The organism is Duganella levis (assembly GCF_009857605.1).
GTDB lineage: Bacteria > Pseudomonadota > Gammaproteobacteria > Burkholderiales > Burkholderiaceae_D > Rugamonas > Rugamonas levis.
Window position 1 is genome coordinate 50,627 of sequence record NZ_WWCT01000019.1, and the last position, 19,401, is coordinate 70,027.

At 56.9% G+C, this 19,401-nt stretch carries 11 protein-coding genes and 1 pseudogene; 4 read left to right on the forward strand and 8 right to left on the reverse strand.

Annotated elements, in window-relative coordinates:
- Positions 1 to 152 precede the first annotated feature (152 nt).
- The 4 genes from GTP69_RS21215 to GTP69_RS21230 are packed head-to-tail and all read left to right on the forward strand — an operon-like array spanning position 153 to position 5,918.
- Entirely contained in the window at positions 153 to 1,019 is an 867-nt protein-coding gene (locus GTP69_RS21215) for a hypothetical protein (RefSeq protein ID WP_371868048.1), read from the forward strand.
- Positions 1,016 to 3,049, forward strand: coding sequence for a TnsB C-terminal domain-containing protein (locus GTP69_RS21220; protein ID WP_161056718.1), 2,034 nt, complete (start codon positions 1,016 to 1,018; stop codon positions 3,047 to 3,049). Before GTP69_RS21215 ends, GTP69_RS21220 begins: the two co-directional genes overlap by 4 nt.
- Positions 3,046 to 4,032: a TniB family NTP-binding protein gene (locus tag GTP69_RS21225; RefSeq protein WP_161056719.1), complete on the forward strand. Its 987-nt coding sequence runs from the start codon at positions 3,046 to 3,048 to the stop codon at positions 4,030 to 4,032. The genes GTP69_RS21220 and GTP69_RS21225 overlap by 4 nt, the downstream gene beginning before the upstream one ends.
- Positions 4,029 to 5,918 carry a TniQ family protein gene (locus tag GTP69_RS21230; protein WP_161056720.1) on the forward strand — a complete coding sequence of 630 codons (1,890 nt, stop codon included), beginning with the start codon at positions 4,029 to 4,031 and terminating at the stop codon, positions 5,916 to 5,918. Before GTP69_RS21225 ends, GTP69_RS21230 begins: the two co-directional genes overlap by 4 nt.
- Before the next feature lie 833 nt (positions 5,919 to 6,751).
- Here the strand turns inward: GTP69_RS21230 and GTP69_RS21235 are convergent.
- From GTP69_RS21235 to GTP69_RS21270, 8 genes and pseudogenes are all read right to left on the reverse strand, one after another.
- The gene (locus GTP69_RS21235) at positions 6,752 to 7,078 is read right to left on the reverse strand and encodes a hypothetical protein (protein WP_161056721.1); all 327 of its coding nucleotides are present in this window, start codon (positions 7,076 to 7,078) and stop codon (positions 6,752 to 6,754) included.
- A 29-nt stretch (positions 7,079 to 7,107) separates the two neighbouring features.
- Positions 7,108 to 7,245: pseudogene (locus GTP69_RS21240) on the reverse strand (PAAR domain-containing protein); the annotation flags it as partial.
- A gap of 15 nt (positions 7,246 to 7,260) precedes the next feature.
- Positions 7,261 to 8,190: an SEL1-like repeat protein gene (locus GTP69_RS21245; RefSeq protein ID WP_229261079.1), complete on the reverse strand. Its 930-nt coding sequence runs from the start codon at positions 8,188 to 8,190 to the stop codon at positions 7,261 to 7,263.
- A 101-nt stretch (positions 8,191 to 8,291) separates the two neighbouring features.
- Complete coding sequence (locus GTP69_RS21250) at positions 8,292 to 10,208, reverse strand: phospholipase D-like domain-containing protein (protein WP_161056723.1); 1,917 nt, start codon at positions 10,206 to 10,208, stop codon at positions 8,292 to 8,294.
- A 23-nt stretch (positions 10,209 to 10,231) separates the two neighbouring features.
- Positions 10,232 to 13,192, reverse strand: coding sequence for a type VI secretion system Vgr family protein (locus GTP69_RS21255; protein ID WP_371868050.1), 2,961 nt, complete (start codon positions 13,190 to 13,192; stop codon positions 10,232 to 10,234).
- A gap of 9 nt (positions 13,193 to 13,201) precedes the next feature.
- Positions 13,202 to 14,140 carry a type VI secretion system baseplate subunit TssG gene (tssG, locus tag GTP69_RS21260; RefSeq protein WP_161056724.1) on the reverse strand — a complete coding sequence of 313 codons (939 nt, stop codon included), beginning with the start codon at positions 14,138 to 14,140 and terminating at the stop codon, positions 13,202 to 13,204.
- On the reverse strand, positions 14,104 to 15,936 hold the full coding sequence (gene tssF, locus GTP69_RS21265; RefSeq protein WP_161056725.1) for a type VI secretion system baseplate subunit TssF: 1,833 nt from the start codon (positions 15,934 to 15,936) through the stop codon (positions 14,104 to 14,106). Before tssF ends, tssG begins: the two co-directional genes overlap by 37 nt.
- A gap of 100 nt (positions 15,937 to 16,036) precedes the next feature.
- Positions 16,037 to 19,333: a DEAD/DEAH box helicase gene (locus GTP69_RS21270; RefSeq protein WP_161056726.1), complete on the reverse strand. Its 3,297-nt coding sequence runs from the start codon at positions 19,331 to 19,333 to the stop codon at positions 16,037 to 16,039.
- Positions 19,334 to 19,401 lie beyond the last annotated feature (68 nt).

The window sequence follows — 19,401 nt, forward strand, 5'->3', positions numbered from 1 at the left end:
CCCGGTGAGGGTTTGAACCTCGGTACTGCGTTGACAACCTCAGTATCCGTCGTTCATCCCCACCTGGTCAAGCTCCCATTCCGATCTTCGTTGTGATTACACACAGCGAACGGGCCACTTTTTGCCAAAAATTTTCATCGCCGGAGAGTGATGTGGCCTCGCTCACCCTGCGAATTGGAGCAACCTATGGATACGCATCAAAAACGCACGGCGCCATGCCAGCGCTCTGCCCATGTGAGGAGGGCAAAATGAGAAGCTCTACTTCCTACGGCGTACGTAGCCGAAAACTCGGATCAAATGCTGGCGTCCGCATAACAGCGAGGACTTTTGGCAAAGCCCGGATTGGCACCTATGCCGAAAAAGCCAGTGGCCACATCACCGTCGAATCAGAACCAGAACGCATCGTCGCCCATATGCTTTGCATAGATCCCCGGGTGCGTTCATTCAAACCCCAGCCGTTCACCGTTGATCTGCACAGCAAGCGCTTGCTGTACACCCGTGAAGAGATCGTCGAGGGGCGTAAAGCAAGAAAAGGTCTTGCCGGAAGCCTGACATATACCCCGGACTTCGCTACAGTCCAGATCGACGGCCTGCAGTATGTCTACGAGGTCAAAATCGAAGGCTACGAGGGCGACGGCAGCTATCAGGAGAAAATTGAGCGGGCTCGGGAAGTCATAGAGGCATACGGCTACTCGTTGTTCACGGTCGTCGTCCCAGCGGACGAGCGACATCCCCTGCTCATCAACACCCAGCTGCTCAAACCGGCGTTAACGCGAGCTCAAGAATATCTGACGCCAGACCTGGTGAACCGAGTTGAGCGTTATTGTGAATCGGGCCCGGTTTTACAGCGAGACCTTTGCGCTGACATTCAAATTTCAACCAGCTTGATCCCGCCGTTACTTGCCATAGGGGTCCTCCGAGCGAATATGGCCCATCACCGTATTCATAACTCACTTGAGTTATCGGCGGCGTTCGGTGATCTGAGTCACCTTTGCTTGATCGAGGAGCTTAGATCATGATTTCCGATCTGAGATCAGGAGATAGGCTAGTCACCGCCGGTAAGCCCGACAATTACTTTGAGATATTGGACGGCCGTATTCATGCAGGCACACTCCAAATTTTCGATGCTGAAAGGCGCGAGTCCAGATTTATCGAAGAGGCCATAATTCGAAGTGGCCTCTCGAAAGGCGAAATCGTTCTACATCGAAAAGGCATGGCCCGCGTCGGCGTAGTCAGCCAGCATGACGATCCAGCTTTCCAGGCAAAGGTGCGATTTATTCAGAACACCTTGAGGCGCATTGACTCCATTCAAAGAAAATGCAGTCTTTCGTTTAGTGCTGCAATCCCAGTTGCTCGCACAGCCTACATGGAAGAGAACACTGGCGATGTACTAGCTGCAGCATTCCCTTCGCGCGCAACATTATTCCGAGCCCGCAAGAATCAGCTACTCGGCTTGACTGTACTCAAGGGGGACAAGAACAAAGGCAATTCGAGACCTCGGTATTCGCAAGACCTGGTGGAATTCATCGAAAGCACCATCAATGATGAATACCTGGTCACTGAATCCAGATGGACGCTCGGATATCTGACGGAATACATCAATCGCGAAGCTCGGCGCCGTTGCCTGCACGTCGCTAAGCAGGAGATTAGTCGTAAGTTAGTAGCGGCGAGGATTCACAATCTCAGCGTCGATGCTGACTATGACCGCATGGATCCGCTCCAACGGGTAGCCGGCAAGTCATACGCAAAGCGACGAATCCGGGCGCCGTTTGCATTCGCACGCATTGAGCAGGACGCAGTGCATTTGCCTTTCGTCGTGCAAACCCCTCACGGCATATCCAGAACCGTCTATCTAGTACATGCAATCGATGTATGCACCGGATATCCAGTGGGATGGCGAATTGTTATAGGGGCTCCACGCGAGATGGACTCGATCTCCTGCATTGAGATGTACCTTACGCCAGCCAAAATAACGCGCTTCAAAGAATTTGGCATTACTGAAGCAATCAACTTGTACGGTACACCGGCACAAATCATCTTCGATAATGGCCCGGAGTGTAAAGGTGGACGGATTATCCGTCTTGAGCTGATTGAGATTGACATCAAACATTGTAAAGCGAAGGAAGCTCAAGGTAAGCCATTCATCGAACGTCTGAACCGCGCACTTAAGGAGGCGCTCCAGACCTTACCTGGCTGCACGCGTTTCGATGGAAAAGATGGCAAGCGAGACCCCGAGGCGTTGGGAGATCAGCTGATGACCGTCGACGCGCTCGAGAAATGGATTGTTCGCTGGCTTTATGATGATTGGGCCAATTCCCCTCTCGATCGCTTGCGCTGGGAAGATTTACTGGAAAGCTCGGTCAAGGGAAAAACACCGCTTGAGCGCCTTGCTTATCTGACGCAGGAGATGGGACACCCCATCACCATGCCACCACCACGGCAGAAATGGATGGCGGCAGTCTACGAACACAAACAGTGTGTGCTCAGCGCGAAGTCAGGTATCACCGTGGCACATGGGTTCCGCTACAAGGGCGAGGCGATGTCGTACTTGCTATCCAAATACGGCGATCACGCTCCGCTTCACATCCTTTATGACCCCGACGATTTTCGCCAGGCATATGTGTACGAGGATGATGACCTTCCGCTCGTCACACTCACGCATGAACACGTGCGCCCAGACACCCCTGCATGGACCTTCGATGAGGCGAAGGAGCGCTTTAAAGCCGACATGGAAAACTGGGACATCCCCGCACCAAGGGCCAAGTTCCTGCATGACCTGGATGATGCCGCCATTGGAAACAACAACCCTCGAAAACCAAAATCTCGCAACAAACGCGAAGAAAACAAAGAGACCACTCAACGGGCGAAGAACCACGCTGCGGTTAAAAGAAGCACTGACAATCCGCTTCATTCATCCGCGCCGTTCGGATTCGCTTCAGCAACAGCACCTCCGCTAGATGCCGAATGTGAAGTTCTGGATAACGTCTGGTACGACAACGTGCCATCAATGACCATTGTGAATCGAAACACTGGAGAACAACTGCTATGAATACCGCCCAAGAACTACGCAAAGATATCGAAGCATGCGAACTTCCACATCCCTTTTTCGTCGATCATCTCTCAGCGCTTGAGCAACGCATCAACGACTCCCTTGCTGGCTTCGCGCCAAAAATCGAACGCATTCCTGGCCCAAGCGGTGTGGGGAAATCCTCCATCGTCACCACGCTGGCTCGGAAATATCCAGAGAGTCGAGTAGATGGACGGCGCTATGTGCCAGTACTTATCGTAAGAGTTCCTCAATCTGCAACAGCGAAACTTCTTCCAAATAGCGTACTGGCTGCACTAGGTATCAAAGTTGCCGCGAGCACCACCGGCGGCGCAATGTTCAGCCTGATGCTGACGCAGCTACGCCTTGCCGGTACCCGAGTGATCATTTTTGACGAGATATCACATCTGGTTGATGAAGGGTCCCGGGTCCCTCCGCGCGCAGCCAGTGACTGGCTGAAAGCTCTAACCGACACCCTGGACATCACCCTGATTCTCTTCGGGATTCCACGGCTGGAGCGGCTCTTTTCAGCAAATGAGCAACTGCGTCGCCGTGCCCGGCCAGCCCGAAATTTCTACCCTTACGACCCAAGCGACGATAAGCAAATGGCTGCATACGCCTCATGCGTCACTAGTTATGCAAAGCTGTTCGCCTCGGCCGGCTATCCTATTCAAGTTCACCCTCGAATTCTGACAGAACAAACCTTTCTGTTGTCCGGTGGTCTAGTGGGAGTGCTCACCGACTTTATGCGGGAATTAGCCGGCTTGCTAAAAAAAGAAACGCCCCGTCCCGTCACCTATCTTGATTGTGTTCGGGCACTAGAGGAAGTCAGTCACGCGGGCTCTCCCCATAAATTGGCTTTCCATGATTCAACAACGAACAACAATAAATTGCAACCAGCTGCTCTTACACAGGCATATGCCCATGTCTTGAGCAGCAACACAATGCCTATGCCCATTCGCAAAAAGGAAGGTATCAAACAATGAGCCTGGTCGTCACTTCCGCACCCAGAAACGAAGAAGCTGGTTTTGGCTACTACCGGCGTCTCGCCTCAGACAATGGCTTCTCCAGCTGGCGTGACCTTACAGATACAGCTGGCGTTGACCGAAATCGACGCCAGCTACTAATGCGTACAGATGAGGTAGCTAAGAACCTCGGTCTGGAGCCGGCGTGGGCAGAGCAAGCCAAACAAAAGGAACTGCTCTGCCAAAGCTGGGGAACGCTATATCGCACTCACACCGATGCTGTATGTCCTGAATGTCTCAACGAGTCACTGCATTTGCGACATAGCTGGGGACACGCATATGCCACCGCTTGCCCAAGGCATCAGATACAACTGATAGATAAGTGTAACGTCTGCGGGTTAGCGTTATCTGGAGCTCGCCTTCATGTAGGGGTGTGTTCATGTGGGCACAATCTAACCAACTTGCCACGTATGCCGGCGACTCGTACACAGCAGTGGCTATCGACGCTTATTGCTAATAATGGCGAGCATTCTGGAGACATAGCGCCGGTTCTCCACGGCGTCGAAATTACCGTATTGGCGAAGATCATACAGATCCTTTGCCTGTATGCTGATCCGGCTAAGCCCAAACTGCAGCGCGTCGCGCATGCGCCGAAATCCATCGTTGAGGCGTTGAAATTCCTTGCGCCGATAGAAGCCCAGTTGGCTGATTGGCCAAAGGGCTTCAAGGCACATGTCGAGCAACGCATTTCGGCCGGTCGAAAAGACGCCAGGACACTAAATACATTGCTCGGCGATTGGTATATTCGACTGCGCAAACTTGCCCTAGGCACGGCCTTTGAGGAGTTTATTCAAATCGTCATCGATGTCGCCTCAGAAAAAACAGAATGTGTCCTTGGTCTGGACTCGGCCAAGGCGATGGCCGAATCCACAACTGGGTACATGCATTCGCCAGAGGCTGCTAAAGCCATCGGCATAAGCCTCTCGCGATTGCATGAGTCGATTCTGACCAACGAATGCACACATCGCGCAAGACGAACTGGAACCCGTGGCCAAATATACGAAGTGCCATGCAGTGAAGTCCAGCGCATACAACAAGAGCGTGCAAAATGGATTTCTGACGCCGAAGCTTCCAAGATGGCTGAGATCTCTCCTGCGGTACTCGACCGCATGAAATCGGCCGGTGTCATTCAATCAGACGTTCGATGGCGGGAAGACATTTTGAAAGCAGGTCCAGTCAATCAGCAGTCCTTAGCGGATCTGTTCGAAATCGTGAGTCGCTTGGCGGATCCAACCTCGATGCTTGACGATGTCACCGTCACCTGGGCAGAATTCACCAGCCGTCGCATGGGAGAGAAGCAAGCTATCGAATCGCTGATGAAGGCCATTGTTAGAGGAGACGTGAGAGCCGTCTCACATGCCAAAAATCTCGGCAGATTACTTTTCCGACGGTCTGATGTGTCGCGATATTTCGGCATGCCGCTGATAGAAGCAGGTATGTCGATTCAGCAGCTGGCCAGGGTAACCAACTGGAAATGGGAGTGCATCGCACACTGGGTGGATCAAGGATTACTCAGTTCCGAAGTGGTGCAACGCCGTGGTCAATCTTGTCGTATCGTGTTGCCGCATCAGCTTCTCGCATTTCGTCAAAATTATCTCCCACTCGCAGATTTAGCGCGGGCAATGGGAACGAAATCATCCGCTCTATCTCGCCTGCTTCCTCATATCGAATTGATAGGTGCAAAAAGCCTACCTCATGGAATCATGCGAGGCGGACTGATTCGAATCGCTGATCTAGGTCATTTGGCCATAGTCGGCGCAAGGGCTAAAGAAGACGTGCTCATGTCCGCTGAACGGCTACCTGCTAAGGAAAAGGAGCAGCATAGCAACCTCGAACAACCTTGGTAAGGTGCCGCTGTTTACTCATTCATTAGCCCAGTGCGAATGAGCAGGCCAGCGGCGCGCCTGTCGGCGATAGGTCCGATGCGGATGCAACACCTCCATATTGGACCTATCGCCCTCACGCATTTAAATTGTTAAAGAACAGTGTATTGCCAACGCCGGCCGGACCACGTGCTTACATCAGGGAGAGTCAAGCGAACACATTCAGTTGCATGGCAGCTACTTGTCCAAAGCCGCCATGCTTATGATTGGGCCGTGCATTGTCGGACTGCTGACTCGCGCTGATGGGGTAAAGTTCGTTTCTGGCTGATCATCCTTGACGTACCGGTGGCACCTAAGTAAACTCGGGGATCTGTCAGATAGGCCTCATCCCCTGCATTATCAGGTTCTAGTCGCCTCTCGTGTATTTGGCAAACAGCAAGCGAAAGCCCGCCTCAGGTGGGCTTTCTTCGTTTACAGATCTTGGCAAGATCCTGCCGGCTGAGGCGTCGCCAGATTAGCTTGTATCGCTCTCAGCACCTGGTATGAAATGGTTCGCCGGACTGGGTTTAGATCCGGGTTGTTTTGAGGCTAGAAGTCCAGGTCGCAACGTCTTTGTCGCCGGACGCGGCGCGTCTATGCTGACAAGCTACGTCCACGGGCGATGCTCGACCGAGCGTCGCCCTAAGAGTACATGGCTACATCAATGGGGCGGCGAATCTCAAATTATGCTTCTTAATGTCTCATGAGATTCTTCCTTCCCCCTGAAAAGACCCGATCTGTCGGGGTGAGGAATCTCGGTATATGGTTCCTGCTACAGAAGTTTAAATTAAGAAAATGCCAGCAATAGCTGGCATTTTTTATGCAGCAACAACCGGTATCTGACGTGAGAAACCAAACTCATATATTAAGCGAGGGACAAGTTCTTCGAGCTCACTTATGATCTGCTTCAATTGAGAGCTACCCGTTCCAGTTCTTCTAAAATTGTGGATAAGCTGATTTCGCACCTTGTACACAAAGAACGCAACTTCTTCACTTTGATGGTTTGCTTTATTGAACTCAACATCTACATGCTCTAAAAAAGCTACGCAGGTATTCTTGAGCTCTGTGCAGTTTTCTGCAGGTAAAACACCAAAAATTTTTTTAATTCTAGCTGACTCAGAGGAGATTTTTTGATATTTTTCCAAAGAATTTCGTATAGCTACGACGTTTCCTTGGGCCCCTGTTGAGGGCAAGAGACCTTGTCGTAAAGACGCGCGATTGCTTTGCCTCCTATGTCATGAACTGGCGAGCCAGTGATGACTTTTCCTCCATGATCTGTCGTGTCGCCCACCGTTATGATTTTCAATGGCATGGTGTACTCCGAATTTTAGTAGGTCGGCGGTCCGTCCGATTCAGGTTCGGCTGCGTCATTTACATTAGACCAGCGGGGCAACTTGGCAGGTGGAAGTGGAAGTACTTCATCCAAGCGCCCTAGTCTCAAGTCTGGATTAATTTCCAGTGCATCGTAAATCACGTTGTACCGGCTTTTCCTCTCCGGATCAGCTCGAATGCCCAGCCGCCTTAACTCTACCTTTTCCTCGTCTGTTGCACCTGGGCTGTACCCATCCTTGAAAAGTAGTTCAAGCGATGCAGCGCTCTCCTTGCTTCCAAATTTAACTCCTTCTTGATAAAGCCTGATTGCATCCATATACCGCGTCTTTAGCTCCGCTTTAATACCCAACTCGTAGGCGGCGAGTCCATGTCCTTGCTTGTATGCACATTGCTGCATGGCTTCCGCATCAGCAAGTCGTCCAGCCTGGCCATAAGCGCTAGCCAACGCCATTTGGGCTTCCGGACTGCCAAGCTCCGCCGCTCGCAAAAAGTAGGCCCAAGCAAGAGTTGGATCGTGCACAGCTCCACCGTAACCATGTTCGTATGCGACGCCTAAATCAAAGACTCCCCACGGCTGACCTTCGGCAGCCGCCATGCGCGCAATTTCGACACCCTTTTCCGGTGCAGCATCAAGCACATGGTTTGATTCAAGAACCCCTAGCCCATAGAGATAAAATCGGGCCAACAAAGCGCGGGCTCCCCAATCACCGAGTTCCGCAGCCTTGCCGACATCAGTCAGTATGCGAGTGGTTTCTGCACGAGTAAGCTGCCATCCAATCTTGCTCCGCCAGACCTTCCTCGCTTCAATATATAAATTGTAGGCCACTGGATCGCGCTTTGAGGGCATATGTTCTTTCCACCGCCCACATAAAGGAATAGGATCAGACAAGCTAAATTTCTTGAACCCATAAGGTAATGAATGCAAGGCTCTCTCCTGCAAGTAACGATGAATGAACGTAGCTCCCATCGCCAAACCGGCACATACCAAAACGACGATTGCTGAACGTGTTCTCAAGCTGCTCATGACTACAACACCGGGGAACCGGGTTTCCTGTCGACATGGAATGGAAGTAGCTCTCCAATGAGCTTGCCTCCAGATTCTTTTGCACCGTAATTCTTAGATGCCAGTCCCTTCCATTCTTTGAATGCATCTCCCATATCTTCAAATTGCGGCGGGCCAGGGTCTTTAGTACATTGCCTGAACAGGTCGGCGCGCAACTGATACGCTACGTCAAATGCGTCACTTATCACGTTGAGTTCGCTGTCCAGTGCCATGCTTCGCAAGTTCAGATTAGCTGACCCGATAGTGAATGCCGCGTCATCCACAACTGCTACTTTGGCGTGAATATAAATTTCTTCATAATCCGTCGAGCTCAATTGCCCCTTTTCATCAGCACATGTCCAGAGCGAACCCATGAAGACGCGCAGACCGTTCGCCGCTAGCTCTTCAGCATCCAACGGAAGACGCTCCCCATTCTTTTTTGCATTTGCCACAGCCTCCTCATGCTCAACGCGCATCGTCGTGCTCATGCCGATACCGCCAGCAACGTCGTAGGTCGGCCTGTCCATACCGTCACTCTCCGGCGTCGATGTCAATATGAATACGTAAAGCGGCTTGAGATAGCCGGCTCCCCGCAAACGCCCAGAGCATTCAATCAGATGCTCAGCCCAAGGTTTGTATTGAATATATTGGTTCTGGATGAATATGTAGTGCAGCATCTGTCTGGTAAGGTTTGCGTAGCACTCCTTTATGGTCTTCTCGCAGTGCAGTGGTTGAGTGCGAAGTAGCTGCAAATTATGTCGCGCATCCGGCAAATTAAAAGCGCTCAGGGGTAAGGCTTTACGTCGCGCAATGAAGCCGGGATCCATTTCATGATGGAGCGAATCAACAATTTTTTCGGCTACCATGGCATGGATTTTCAATCCCGGCAGCCAAGTTAGCCAACAAAGCTCGCGGAATAGGCTACTAGGCCGCTTGGACTCCTCCCAGGCTTGGCAAAAATTGTGATTGAGATCGTAGAGAATTGGGCCTTGTACCCTGCACGAAACATCCTGGTACGGCTTGGCAACATGGCTTCTCGCATCAATGTACGCTTGCGCTACCTCATCCGCTGCACGCCGTTGGTACTCGGAGACGCTCTCCCATGCTTTCCTCTGTAACTTTGCATGATCCATTTCATAAAATCGCTCGCGATGTATGTCCCTGAACTTGTGTTCCTTGGTGTCCCAAAAATCCGTAATGGAGTTATGTCCCATTACATAACCCTTGGCCAACTTGGGAATTTCGTAGTCGACCAACAGCATTTTTTGATGGTGCGTGGGATATCTTTTGGCGATCAGCGCCATGACGTTCGATGGCGCTGACTCGTCCGATAGCGCCTGATCGACAAATTCCAGTGGAACCTTCCGCACATGAAAATGGATGTTCGGGATTTCATTTGCGCATACCTGTTTGTACCATTCATCGTTGTAAGCTTGATGCTGCTCACTGTAAAAGTCCGTGAAAGCACGGTCAATCAATGGAAATCGTATGCCGTAATAGCCAGGATTGTTATTCATCTGCGCGTGGGATGCAGCATCGTCATGCCAGACAAGCAGGCGCACTTTGACTGGATTTTCCTTTCGCGTCGCAATATTTTTCAATAAATCGCCATAACGCACCCCGTCTTCTGCGGAAGCCTTACGGACAAGCACCATGCCAGGATCGAAACCCCATGTGATGATGTCTACGCTATGACGCGCGCTGAGTAAGTCCTCTTGGATTTTTTCAAAAACATCCTGCCCGCAGATCAAAGGCTCGATCAAGCAGCGATAGCGTGGGTAGTAAAGTTCCTTCGGCACGCGCACAAACCATGACTGCGCAAGGCACTGATTGGGTGCAGACTTTTTTCGATAGGATAAGGTTTGTTTGTAAAGGTCCGCGTTAGCGTTCATGCTGGCCATAGCACTTGTCCTTTCAAGCGAAATTATTTGTCCGGCGATTCGTCATCGCCGCTCATGGCAGGATTGGATAGAAGGCGGCTTTGCTCCAGTGAAGCATGTTCGTCGTTCAGGGAGCCTCCCTCATTTACGTAGCCGTGGTAGCCAATCCCAGAACTGACCTCATGCTGTTCATCATACGTATTCGAGGGGATGGAAAAGCGGCTGCCATTGGGTAGCTCCAGATGGTAGTCAGATTCCTTGTCCAGATCGTGCTTGAAGGTCATGTTGCCGTCGTCATCGAAAGTACCTTCCTCTGCCAGTGCACCATCTTTAAAGAGCTTGTAGGGCAAGCCGCCGTTGGCACGGCCGCCGGCAGCTGGATGGCTGTTCAAATGGAATGTGCCGGCGCCGTCGAGCGTCTCTTGAGACGGCTGCGCGTTTGCCATATCCATGGTCTTGGGGCCGACCAGACGATGTTGGGCAGCGTGTGAGACAAGGTTCCCGCTCGTACCCAGCTCGATGCCACCTCCACTAAATTTGGCATAACTTCCGCCACCATTGATCACGACTTCCTCTTGGGCGCTGATGTTGATTGTGGTCGCTGTCTGGGTAATCTTGAGTTTAGCCAGGATGTTGACGCTGTCTGACAATGCACGCACATCAATGTCGCCTCCAGCGGCAACGAGACGCATACCTGCTTTGTGCGCAAATATTTTCAATGCTTGCCGGACGCTGGCAAACAAGCTGCCGCCGCTGGCGATGGATAGGTCCAGCCCTGTAGTGAGTGCAGTGTGCTGATCACTGGCGATGTGGGTAGTGCCGCTGGTTGATGTCTCGATGCCGCTGGGGCTTGCAAGCACCAAATGGGGTTTGCGTAATTGGGTAGATTTTCCTGATGTGCCACCTTGAATATCTTGATTCTGGACTTTGACAATGCCTGCCACCTTGGCCTGTTCCTCCTCGACCTGTGCCTTGGCGCCTTGGGCTAGTTTCGCAAGGGTTTCATGCTGGCCTTGTGCGGCATTCAGTCGTTGGAGGGTTTCTCCCAAGTCCTTGATGGGAGAAACTCCTGGATGTCGACTCTCCGTCGTAATGAGCATTCCTTTGTTCGCGCGGGCCACACCCCAAGCACTACTAGCCAACTCCCAACCCTCACCACGAGGATTGGCAGTGCCGTTGGATCTGTCTTGCACGATGAATCCCAGGTTGATTTGAGAGTCACCATGAGCGCTCACCAACTGCGCGCTGATTTGTCCCTCGGTGTCATCCAGCCGTAGCTGGTTTGCTCGACCACCGTTAATTTCGCGACTCTTGATTCCAGAGAGGTAGCGGTTCCCCGGTAAGTCGCCTGCACTACTCAGTGCAGCTGGGGCACCACCTTGGTTGTAGAGTTGGGCGACGATCACCGGCTTGTCCGGGTCACCGCCGAGGAAGGTAACTAACACTTCTGAACCAACGCGGGGCAGGCCTATCGTGCCGCATTGTTGCTGTGCGCCGGGACCGTTGCCAGCCCAGTTCGAGGCGACACGCACCCAGGCGGAGTCGGTGGTGGTATCTGATGCGCCAGCACCGGCGGCCTCTTCGTGGTCTTCTGGGCGGGTGCCGAGGAAACGGATTTTTACGCGGCCTAGCTGATCGCAGTGGACCTCTTCGCCTTCCGGGCCGACGACGATGGCACTTTGCATTTGTGCTTGTGGAACGTCCACGCGCGGGTCGAAGGCCGGGACGATGGTCACGCCTCGGCGCACTGCGGTGAACTGGATGTGCATACGCAGCGGGCCGCTTGCCACTTTGTCAGCGACATCGCGCTGCATCTGCACATCGCTGGCGCCGTGCATCCAGCGGCTGCGGGCGAACAGGCGTTCCACGCGCGTGGCCAAGACTTTCGGCAGGTTATTTTGTGCTGTCACCTGCAAATCGGTGACGATGAAGTCGCGTTCTGCTGCTTCGTGTTGGTCCACTTCTGGATGCTCGGCCAGGGTGAAGTATTCACCGGAGCACAGATCGCGCACGCTGCCTTCGCCGTGGAAGCATTTGGATTCGTAGTCATGCCGCTTCATGCGAAGCTGGCCGAGGTTGAACAGGTCCTCGTTGTCGTCACCGGCGTGCGGCGGCAGGATCTGGTAGTCGTCCAGCGTGGCGGCTAGTTCGTTGCCGTTGACGCCTTGGTTGTTACTGCTGTTGGTCGACACCAGCATGAAGTCCCTGCCCTGCGGATTCATGTAGTCCCAGCTATGCCGTGTGACCGTGCCGGGTTGCAGGCTGCGCACCGCGCTCCAGGCGGTGATGGTGTCGCGTTCTTCAGTAGCAGCGTCGCGGTGGTAACGGATGGTGCCGGCAGCGTTCTGGCGCAGGCTTTCGGCATTGTTGAACAATACGAGCGTGTGCATCATCTCGCCGGCGCGGACGTACCAGCCGATGCCGCGCCGTTTGAGCAGGCGGCGGATGAAGGCCGCATCCGACTCGTTGTGCTGCATGGTGAATTCGCGCTTTGGATAGGTGCGCAGGTCGAAGGCCTCATCCGTCTCGTGGTTGAAGCAGACGCCTAGCACCGGGCTTTTCTGTCGCCATTCGTTAAGGATGCGCTGGACGATGTCTACTTCATCCATATTGCGGAACACACGGGTGTTGGTGCGCTTTTCCAGTATCGCCAGCGCGTCGCGCAGCACCAGTTGGTAGCTCGCCAAGCCACCATCGCTGTCGCCCGAACTGACTTCGGTGACGATGCCGCATACGCTGCGTAAGTCGCCACGATCGGTAACGAAATCCAGCTGGGCCGCCACGGCGATCATCTTCTTCAGCGGTAGTTGCGCATTGGCCGACACGCACAGCACGCGGTATTCAATCCCGCCGCAAATGCTCTCGGAGCCGAACACCCGCTGCGGTAGCAGCATGTCGTCATTCACGCCACCGGGCAGGTCGAGCCGCAGCCGCAACGGCCGGTTGTCGGTGACCAGCTCCTTGGCCGCCGTCATGAAGCTGAAAAAATCGCTGTCGCTTTCCACAGTCGCTCCTTAGGTATGCAGCAGATACATCAACTCATTGTGATCCTGCGTGGTGGGACGGCTCAACAGCCTGGCATTCACGCCCAATCGGCTGGTGGCGTCGAGCCGCACGCCGCGCATGTCCTGCGCATGCTGGATCAGATGCACTTCCCACGTCATGCCCACGCCGCAGTGCAGTTCCAGCATCGCCTGTAGATGCCGCGCGCTGGTGTGGCCGGGCAGGAAGCGCTCGTAGAGGGTCTTGTCCAGCGGCCCGATATGAAGACGCACGCGCGCATCGCAGTTGTAGATGCGGCCCCCCAGCATCACGCCACCGCCCAGATCCACATTCGCGCGACCCAACTGCGCCTGGTCGCCGGCCGGCAGCGCGCTCCATCGGCCAACCAGCTGCTCCACCGCGACCGGCACGCCGAAGTATTCCGTGTACATCCCCGCCAGCAGCGGGGCAGACAGCGTGCGGCTGCTTATCTGCATCGCGTAGAAGGCCAGCGTTTCGCGATCGACGATTTCGTCACTGATCTGTTTTCCGGACAGCGCATTCAGCATGTCGAGGAATTCATCTTCCATGGACTCCGGCCGCCGCCGCGTCCATGCCTGGTACAGCATCTGCACGGGCCGATGCGATAGCAGATCCATAAACGCCCGTGGCCCGCCGTCGTTGTGATCCTTCTCGTGCCGCGCGATGCGTTCCGAGTAATGCAGCGGCAGCACGCCCTGATTCCCCAACATGCCGATGAACGCCGGCGTAATCCGCACGCCATCGTCATCGGCGCTGATGTTTTCGATGTCGCTCGGCGCGAAGCGCATCGCCAGCCGGTTGCGGAAGCGCGCGCTGCCCGGCCGCCACTGCTCCACCAGCCGCACCGCCTGGAAAAAGGCGTAGCGCTGCGGTGTCGCCAGCAGCTGGCCGATCACGCCAGCGCCAATGCGCCGTTGCGAGGTGGGCATCGCAGCAACTCCTTTCCGCTCACGTGCGACAGCACTACCAGTCGCGTAAAGCTATTCAGATGCACATGCAGTGCAAACAGCTGGTCCAGAATTTGCGCGAACGCGTGGATGCCCACGCCTGCATACGCTTCTTCATCCAGCGAGACATGCACTTCAATCCCGCGCAGGTAGGCATTGCCCTGCGCCTGCCGTATCCACGCCGTGGCGGGAAGGTGGGACAGCGCCGTCACGCCATCGATCAGCCGTTGCGATACGCTGCTGTCCTGTTGCGCATACAGGCGCAGCATGGCGGTCAGCGCCGGCAGGCCCTCCTGTGTCAGCGATCGGTGGTTCAGCGCCAGATGCGCAATCAGTCCCCACTGACGGCGTGCGTCGTTGGCCAGGCGATACGACAAGGTCGGCCGCTGCAATAGGCGGATGGGGAGGTTGCCGATGGCGCTTTCGGTATTCAGGTCACCGCTGGCACGGCCGTATTGCAGGCCATGCGGCAGATCGCGGTTGGTGCAGGTGAGGCGTACGGACGCGGTGCCGTCGTCCGCCTGCAACGGCGAGAAGTCGCGGTCCACCAGCGTGAGCGAATATTCATGACCGGCCGCCATCAGCTCTTCGCGCTGCGCCAGCCAGTAGTGGCCCTTGCGGCTTTCCGCCTCACCGTGGCGCAGCGAGTAGTAGGGGAAGAAGTCGGTCACCGCGTTGCCGTCTTCGGTCTTGCGCACCACCTGCACGCTGTCGATGCTGTAGATGTCGCAGGCGCTGCCCGTTATCCCATCCACCATCAGCGGATAGCTGCTAGCCGTATGGGTGATGCGGATCGGCGTGGCCGGCTGGGAGAACAGGTTGATGACGGGCGTGCAGCTCAGTAGCAGGTTGTCGGCACTTAGCGTGCGCAGGATACGGGCGGATGGCGTATCCGGACGCACGTCGCGCAGCAGCAGGCGCAATGTCAGCTCGGTGCAGCCTTCCGGCACGGCGGCGGTCAGCGCGGCGAGGTCGATATCGACGAAGTCGAATTTTTCGGGGAAGGCAAAGTATTCGCTCAACAGCCGGTAAGCGGCGTGTTCGGATGGAGCGGCCGGCAGCAGCGCCTCTTCGGCCGCCAGACCGACGGGCGTGAGCGGCACGCGGTCCAGCATGCGCCAATGGCCTTCTGCGGCCACGCAGGCGCAGGCGGTGTGCATGAACATGGCGTCGCGCAATGTGGCGCGCAGCGAGGCTTCACCATCGAGGTACACGCGCAAGGTGGCGACGTCCAGCGCCGCCAGTGCGCGCCCAGCGGCCGTGCTGGCGATGCGTATGCTGATGGCGCAGCCGGCGCCTGGTGGCAGCGGCAAGCTGGCGGGGATCTGCGGATACGTTTCAAAGCCCACCGCGCTGATGCTGATCGGCGCCAGCATCACGTCGTAGACCGTGCGAAAGCGGCACAGCAACGCCCCCTGCCCCAGCGATTTCATTGCCGCGCCGCGCGGCAGCACGCTGGTGGTACTGACCTCATTGGCCCTGGCGCCGCTGTAGTCGATGCGCGCGATGGAACAGGAAGGAATCGGCCGCAAATAATGCGGATACAGCATACCGAGCAGCGCGTCGGTGAAGGAAGCGTAGCCGTCGTCCAGCAGCTTCCCCACCCGCGCGTTGAGGAAGGCAGAGGCCTGGATCAGCCGTTCCACATGGGGATCGGCGCAGCTTTCACCGCGCAGTTGCAGGCTGCCCGCCAGCTTGGGATAACGCCCCGCAAACTCGGCGCCGGCGCGCCGCAGCATGCTTAATTCGCGTTCGTAGTAGGGCAGCAGTTTTTCCATCGTGACGTCCATCGCAAGATGGGCGCCCGACCATCCGGACTGCCCAGGTTGCCGATCATGTCACGGGGCGAATCCGTTCTCTTTGAGAAAACACAAGACGCTAGGTAATCCCGGTCGACAACACGCTGAGCAGGTCTTCCGGCGTGATCTGCAAGCCTTGCGCGTCGCCGCCGGCCAGCACGGCGTCGGCCAGGCCGGCCTTGGCGCGTTGCAGTTGCTGGATTTTTTCCTCCAGCGTGCCAGCCGCGATCAGGCGATAGACGAACACCGGCTTGTCCTGGCCGATGCGCCAGGCGCGGTCGGTGGCCTGGTTTTCCACCGCTGGGTTCCACCACGGGTCGTAGTGGATGACGGTATCGGCCGCCGTCAGGTTCAGGCCAACGCCGCCCGCCTTCAGGCTGACCAGGAAGACCGGTACCTGGCCGTCCTGGAAGGCCGCCACCGGCGCCGCGCGGTCGGTGGTGTCGCCGGTCAGCAGCGCATACGGCACGCCGCGTTCGCGTAGCGCCTCCTCGATCAGCGCCAGCATGCTGGTGAACTGCGAGAACACCAGCAGCTTGCGGCCTTCGGACAGCAGTTCTTCGATCAGCTCCAGCAGCACGTGCAGCTTGGCCGACGAGGCCTCGGCCTTACGTCCGGTGGCGGTTTTCAGCAGGCGCGGATCGCAGCACACCTGGCGCAGCTTGAGCAGCGCGTCGAGGATGACGATCTGGCTGCGCGCCACGCCTTTGCGGGCGATTTCGTCGCGCACTTTCTTGTCCATCGCCAGCCGCACGGTTTCGTACAGGTCGCGCTGGGCGCCGGCCAGTTCCACCATGCGCACCATTTCGGTTTTCGGCGGCAGCTCCTTGGCCACGTTGTCCTTGGTCCTCCGCAGCAGGAAAGGCTTGATGCGGCGGATCAGGAAGGCGTTGCGCTCGTTGTCGCCCTGCTTTTCAATCGGCTTGCGGAATTGCGTATTGAAGGTTTTTTCCTCGCCCAGCAAGCCGGGCATGAGGAAGTGGAATTGCGCCCACAGTTCGCCCAGATGGTTTTGCATCGGAGTCCCGGTCAGGCACAGGCGATGGCTGGCCTTCAGCAGGCCGGCCGTCTGCGCCGCCTTGGAGCGGTGGTTCTTGACGTACTGCGATTCGTCCAGGATCAACAGGTGGAAGCGCTGCTGCCGCAGCACGTCCTCGTCGCGCGGCAGCAGCGCGTAGGAAGTCAGCACCAGGTCGGCCTGGGCCATTTCGCCGAAGCGTTGCAGGCGTTCCGGCCCGGTCAGCACCAGCACCCGCAGGCCTGGCGTAAAGCGCGCCGCTTCCGCCTGCCAGTTGACCATCAGGCTGGTCGGCGCCACCACCAGTGCCGGCGAAGTCAGGCGACCGGCTTCTTTTTCCACCAAGATGTGGCTCAGGGTCTGGATGGTTTTGCCCAGGCCCATGTCGTCGGCCAGGATGCCGGCCAGGCCGTATTCGCGCAGGAACTGCATCCACGCCAGCCCATCGGCCTGGTACGGGCGCAGACTGGCTTGCAGCCCCACCGGGCTGGCCACCGGCTGCACCTGCTCAAACGCGGCCAGCTTGCGGCCCAGCGTGCGCAGGCGCTCGCCGCCCATCCAGCGCAGTTGCGCGCCGGTTTCCAGTTCGGCCAGGCGGGCAGCGTCGAGTTGCGTCATTCGCAGCGTGTCGCCGACGCGGTCGGTGAAGTACAGTTCGCCCAGCGTGCGCAGGATCGGCTTGACGCGGCCCCATGGCAGCGCCACGCGCCGGCCGTCGGGCAAGGCGGCCAGCAGCGCTTCGTCGTCGCCGTGGATGTCCAGCGCCGCCGGGGCGAAGTCGCGCGGCGCCTGGCGGATCAGTTGCAGCAGCACCGGCAGCAGCGGCACCGGCGCGCCGTTGACCACGATGCCCAGTTCGAGTTCCAGCCAGTTATTGGCGGAGCCTTCGCCGCCGTCATTGACGTTGGCGTACCAGTCGTCGATGCCGGCCAGGTCGAAGCGGAAGCCGGGCAGCAGGTCGATCTGCCAACCTTGTTGGCGCAGCGCGGGCACGCTGTTGTTGACGAAGTCCAGCCAGGCGCGGTCGGACGGCAGATACAGCGTGCCGGGCGTCGCGCCGGCCGGTGCTGGCGTAAAGCCGGCCGCTTGCAGCGCGGCCGATGCCGCCGCTTCGTCTTGCGTATGACGCTCGATGGTGTCGATGCCGCTGTTGCTGATGCGGACCAGTTGCAGGCGCGGATCGGCGCCGACGCGCTGGCCTTCGTAGTCGAATCCCAGCAAGGCCACGTCCCTGCCGGTGCCGGCATTGGTTTGCAAGGTCAGCACCGGCGTTGGCTTCAGGCCGGTCAGCAAGGTGCTCCTGGTTTGTGGCAGCGGTAGCAGGCGTTCCAGGCCGGCGGCCAGCAATTCCTCTGCCAGCGATGCGGCCTGGGCGGTGGAGAGTTCCGGTGCCTGTTCGACCAGCGTCAGCCATTGCGTCAACGGCAGCACGGTCAGGTCGGCGGGCAAATCCAGCTGGCCGATGAATTCCCCGGCGACATAGGCCGGAGGCGTGCTCGGCAGCAGGTAGTCGATCGCCATGCCGTCTTCAAACGCCCAGCCCAGATGCAGGCGCTCGTTCTCGGCGCGCCAGGCCAGGCGTCCGCCGCGAGTGGGGCCGGCATGCAATTGCCGCAGGCGGCCGCGCAGCGCGTCGTTGTCGGTCGCCAGGTACAGCACGCCGGCTTCCGTGGTCGATTGCAGGAAGGCAGCCACGCCGTCAGCGGCCACATCCAACGTGCCGCTGCCCCACATGCCGTTCATCAGTCCGGCAAACATGGCGGCGATGGGACGGTCTTCCGGACGCAGGTAAGCCGGCGGCTTGTGCTGAAAGTTTGGCAGGTCGGGAATGGCGGTGGCCGAGCGGATCTCGCCGTCTGCGGTGATCTTGCCCTTGTACAGGTTGACCCGCATGTGGCCGGTATCGGCTTGCGATTTCAACACGTAGATGGCGCGGCTATCGTTCTTGCGCAGGTTCTTGCCCACGCTGTGCTGGCGGCGCGCCGAGTCGGCCAGATAAGAGACGTTGGCCAGCCACTGCGACATGGCGAATGGCAACTCGGCGGCCGGAGCTTCCTCATCCGCATCCTCTTCGGTATTCAAGCCGGCCTTGTCGGCGGCTAGCAGGACTGCCACCACATGCTTGCAGTTGTAGTCCATCGGGCAGGTGCAGTCGCCTTTGAAGCGCACCTGGCGTTCGCGCTGCACCAGCGTAATCGACTGCTGATAGAAATCGCTTGAGCTGCCGGCAACTTTTCCTTTGAGCACGTCACCATCCAGCGCCACGGATTGCACCATACCGCTGTCGAAATAGCTCGCGCCACGGCTGAAGGTGGCGCGATCAAAGCCATGGCGAACGTCGTCTACGGTGTAATGCATGAAGAAAGGCGAGGCTGCCCAAAGGTTATACAGCAGCCATTATCGCCGATCCTGTCCCATCTCCGGGT

Excerpts from the sequence above, each read along its gene's own strand:
- GTP69_RS21220 (WP_161056718.1), top strand. The coding sequence starts at position 1,016 with ATGATTTCCGATCTGAGATCAGGAGATAGGCTAGTCACCGCCGGTAAG.
- tssF (WP_161056725.1), bottom strand. The coding sequence starts at position 15,936 with ATGGAAAAACTGCTGCCCTACTACGAACGCGAATTAAGCATGCTGCGG.
- GTP69_RS21230 (WP_161056720.1), top strand. The coding sequence starts at position 4,029 with ATGAGCCTGGTCGTCACTTCCGCACCCAGAAACGAAGAAGCTGGTTTT.
- GTP69_RS21250 (WP_161056723.1), bottom strand. The coding sequence starts at position 10,208 with ATGGCCAGCATGAACGCTAACGCGGACCTTTACAAACAAACCTTATCC.
- tssG (WP_161056724.1), bottom strand. The coding sequence starts at position 14,140 with ATGCCCACCTCGCAACGGCGCATTGGCGCTGGCGTGATCGGCCAGCTG.
- GTP69_RS21225 (WP_161056719.1), top strand. The coding sequence starts at position 3,046 with ATGAATACCGCCCAAGAACTACGCAAAGATATCGAAGCATGCGAACTT.
- GTP69_RS21270 (WP_161056726.1), bottom strand. The coding sequence starts at position 19,333 with ATGCATTACACCGTAGACGACGTTCGCCATGGCTTTGATCGCGCCACC.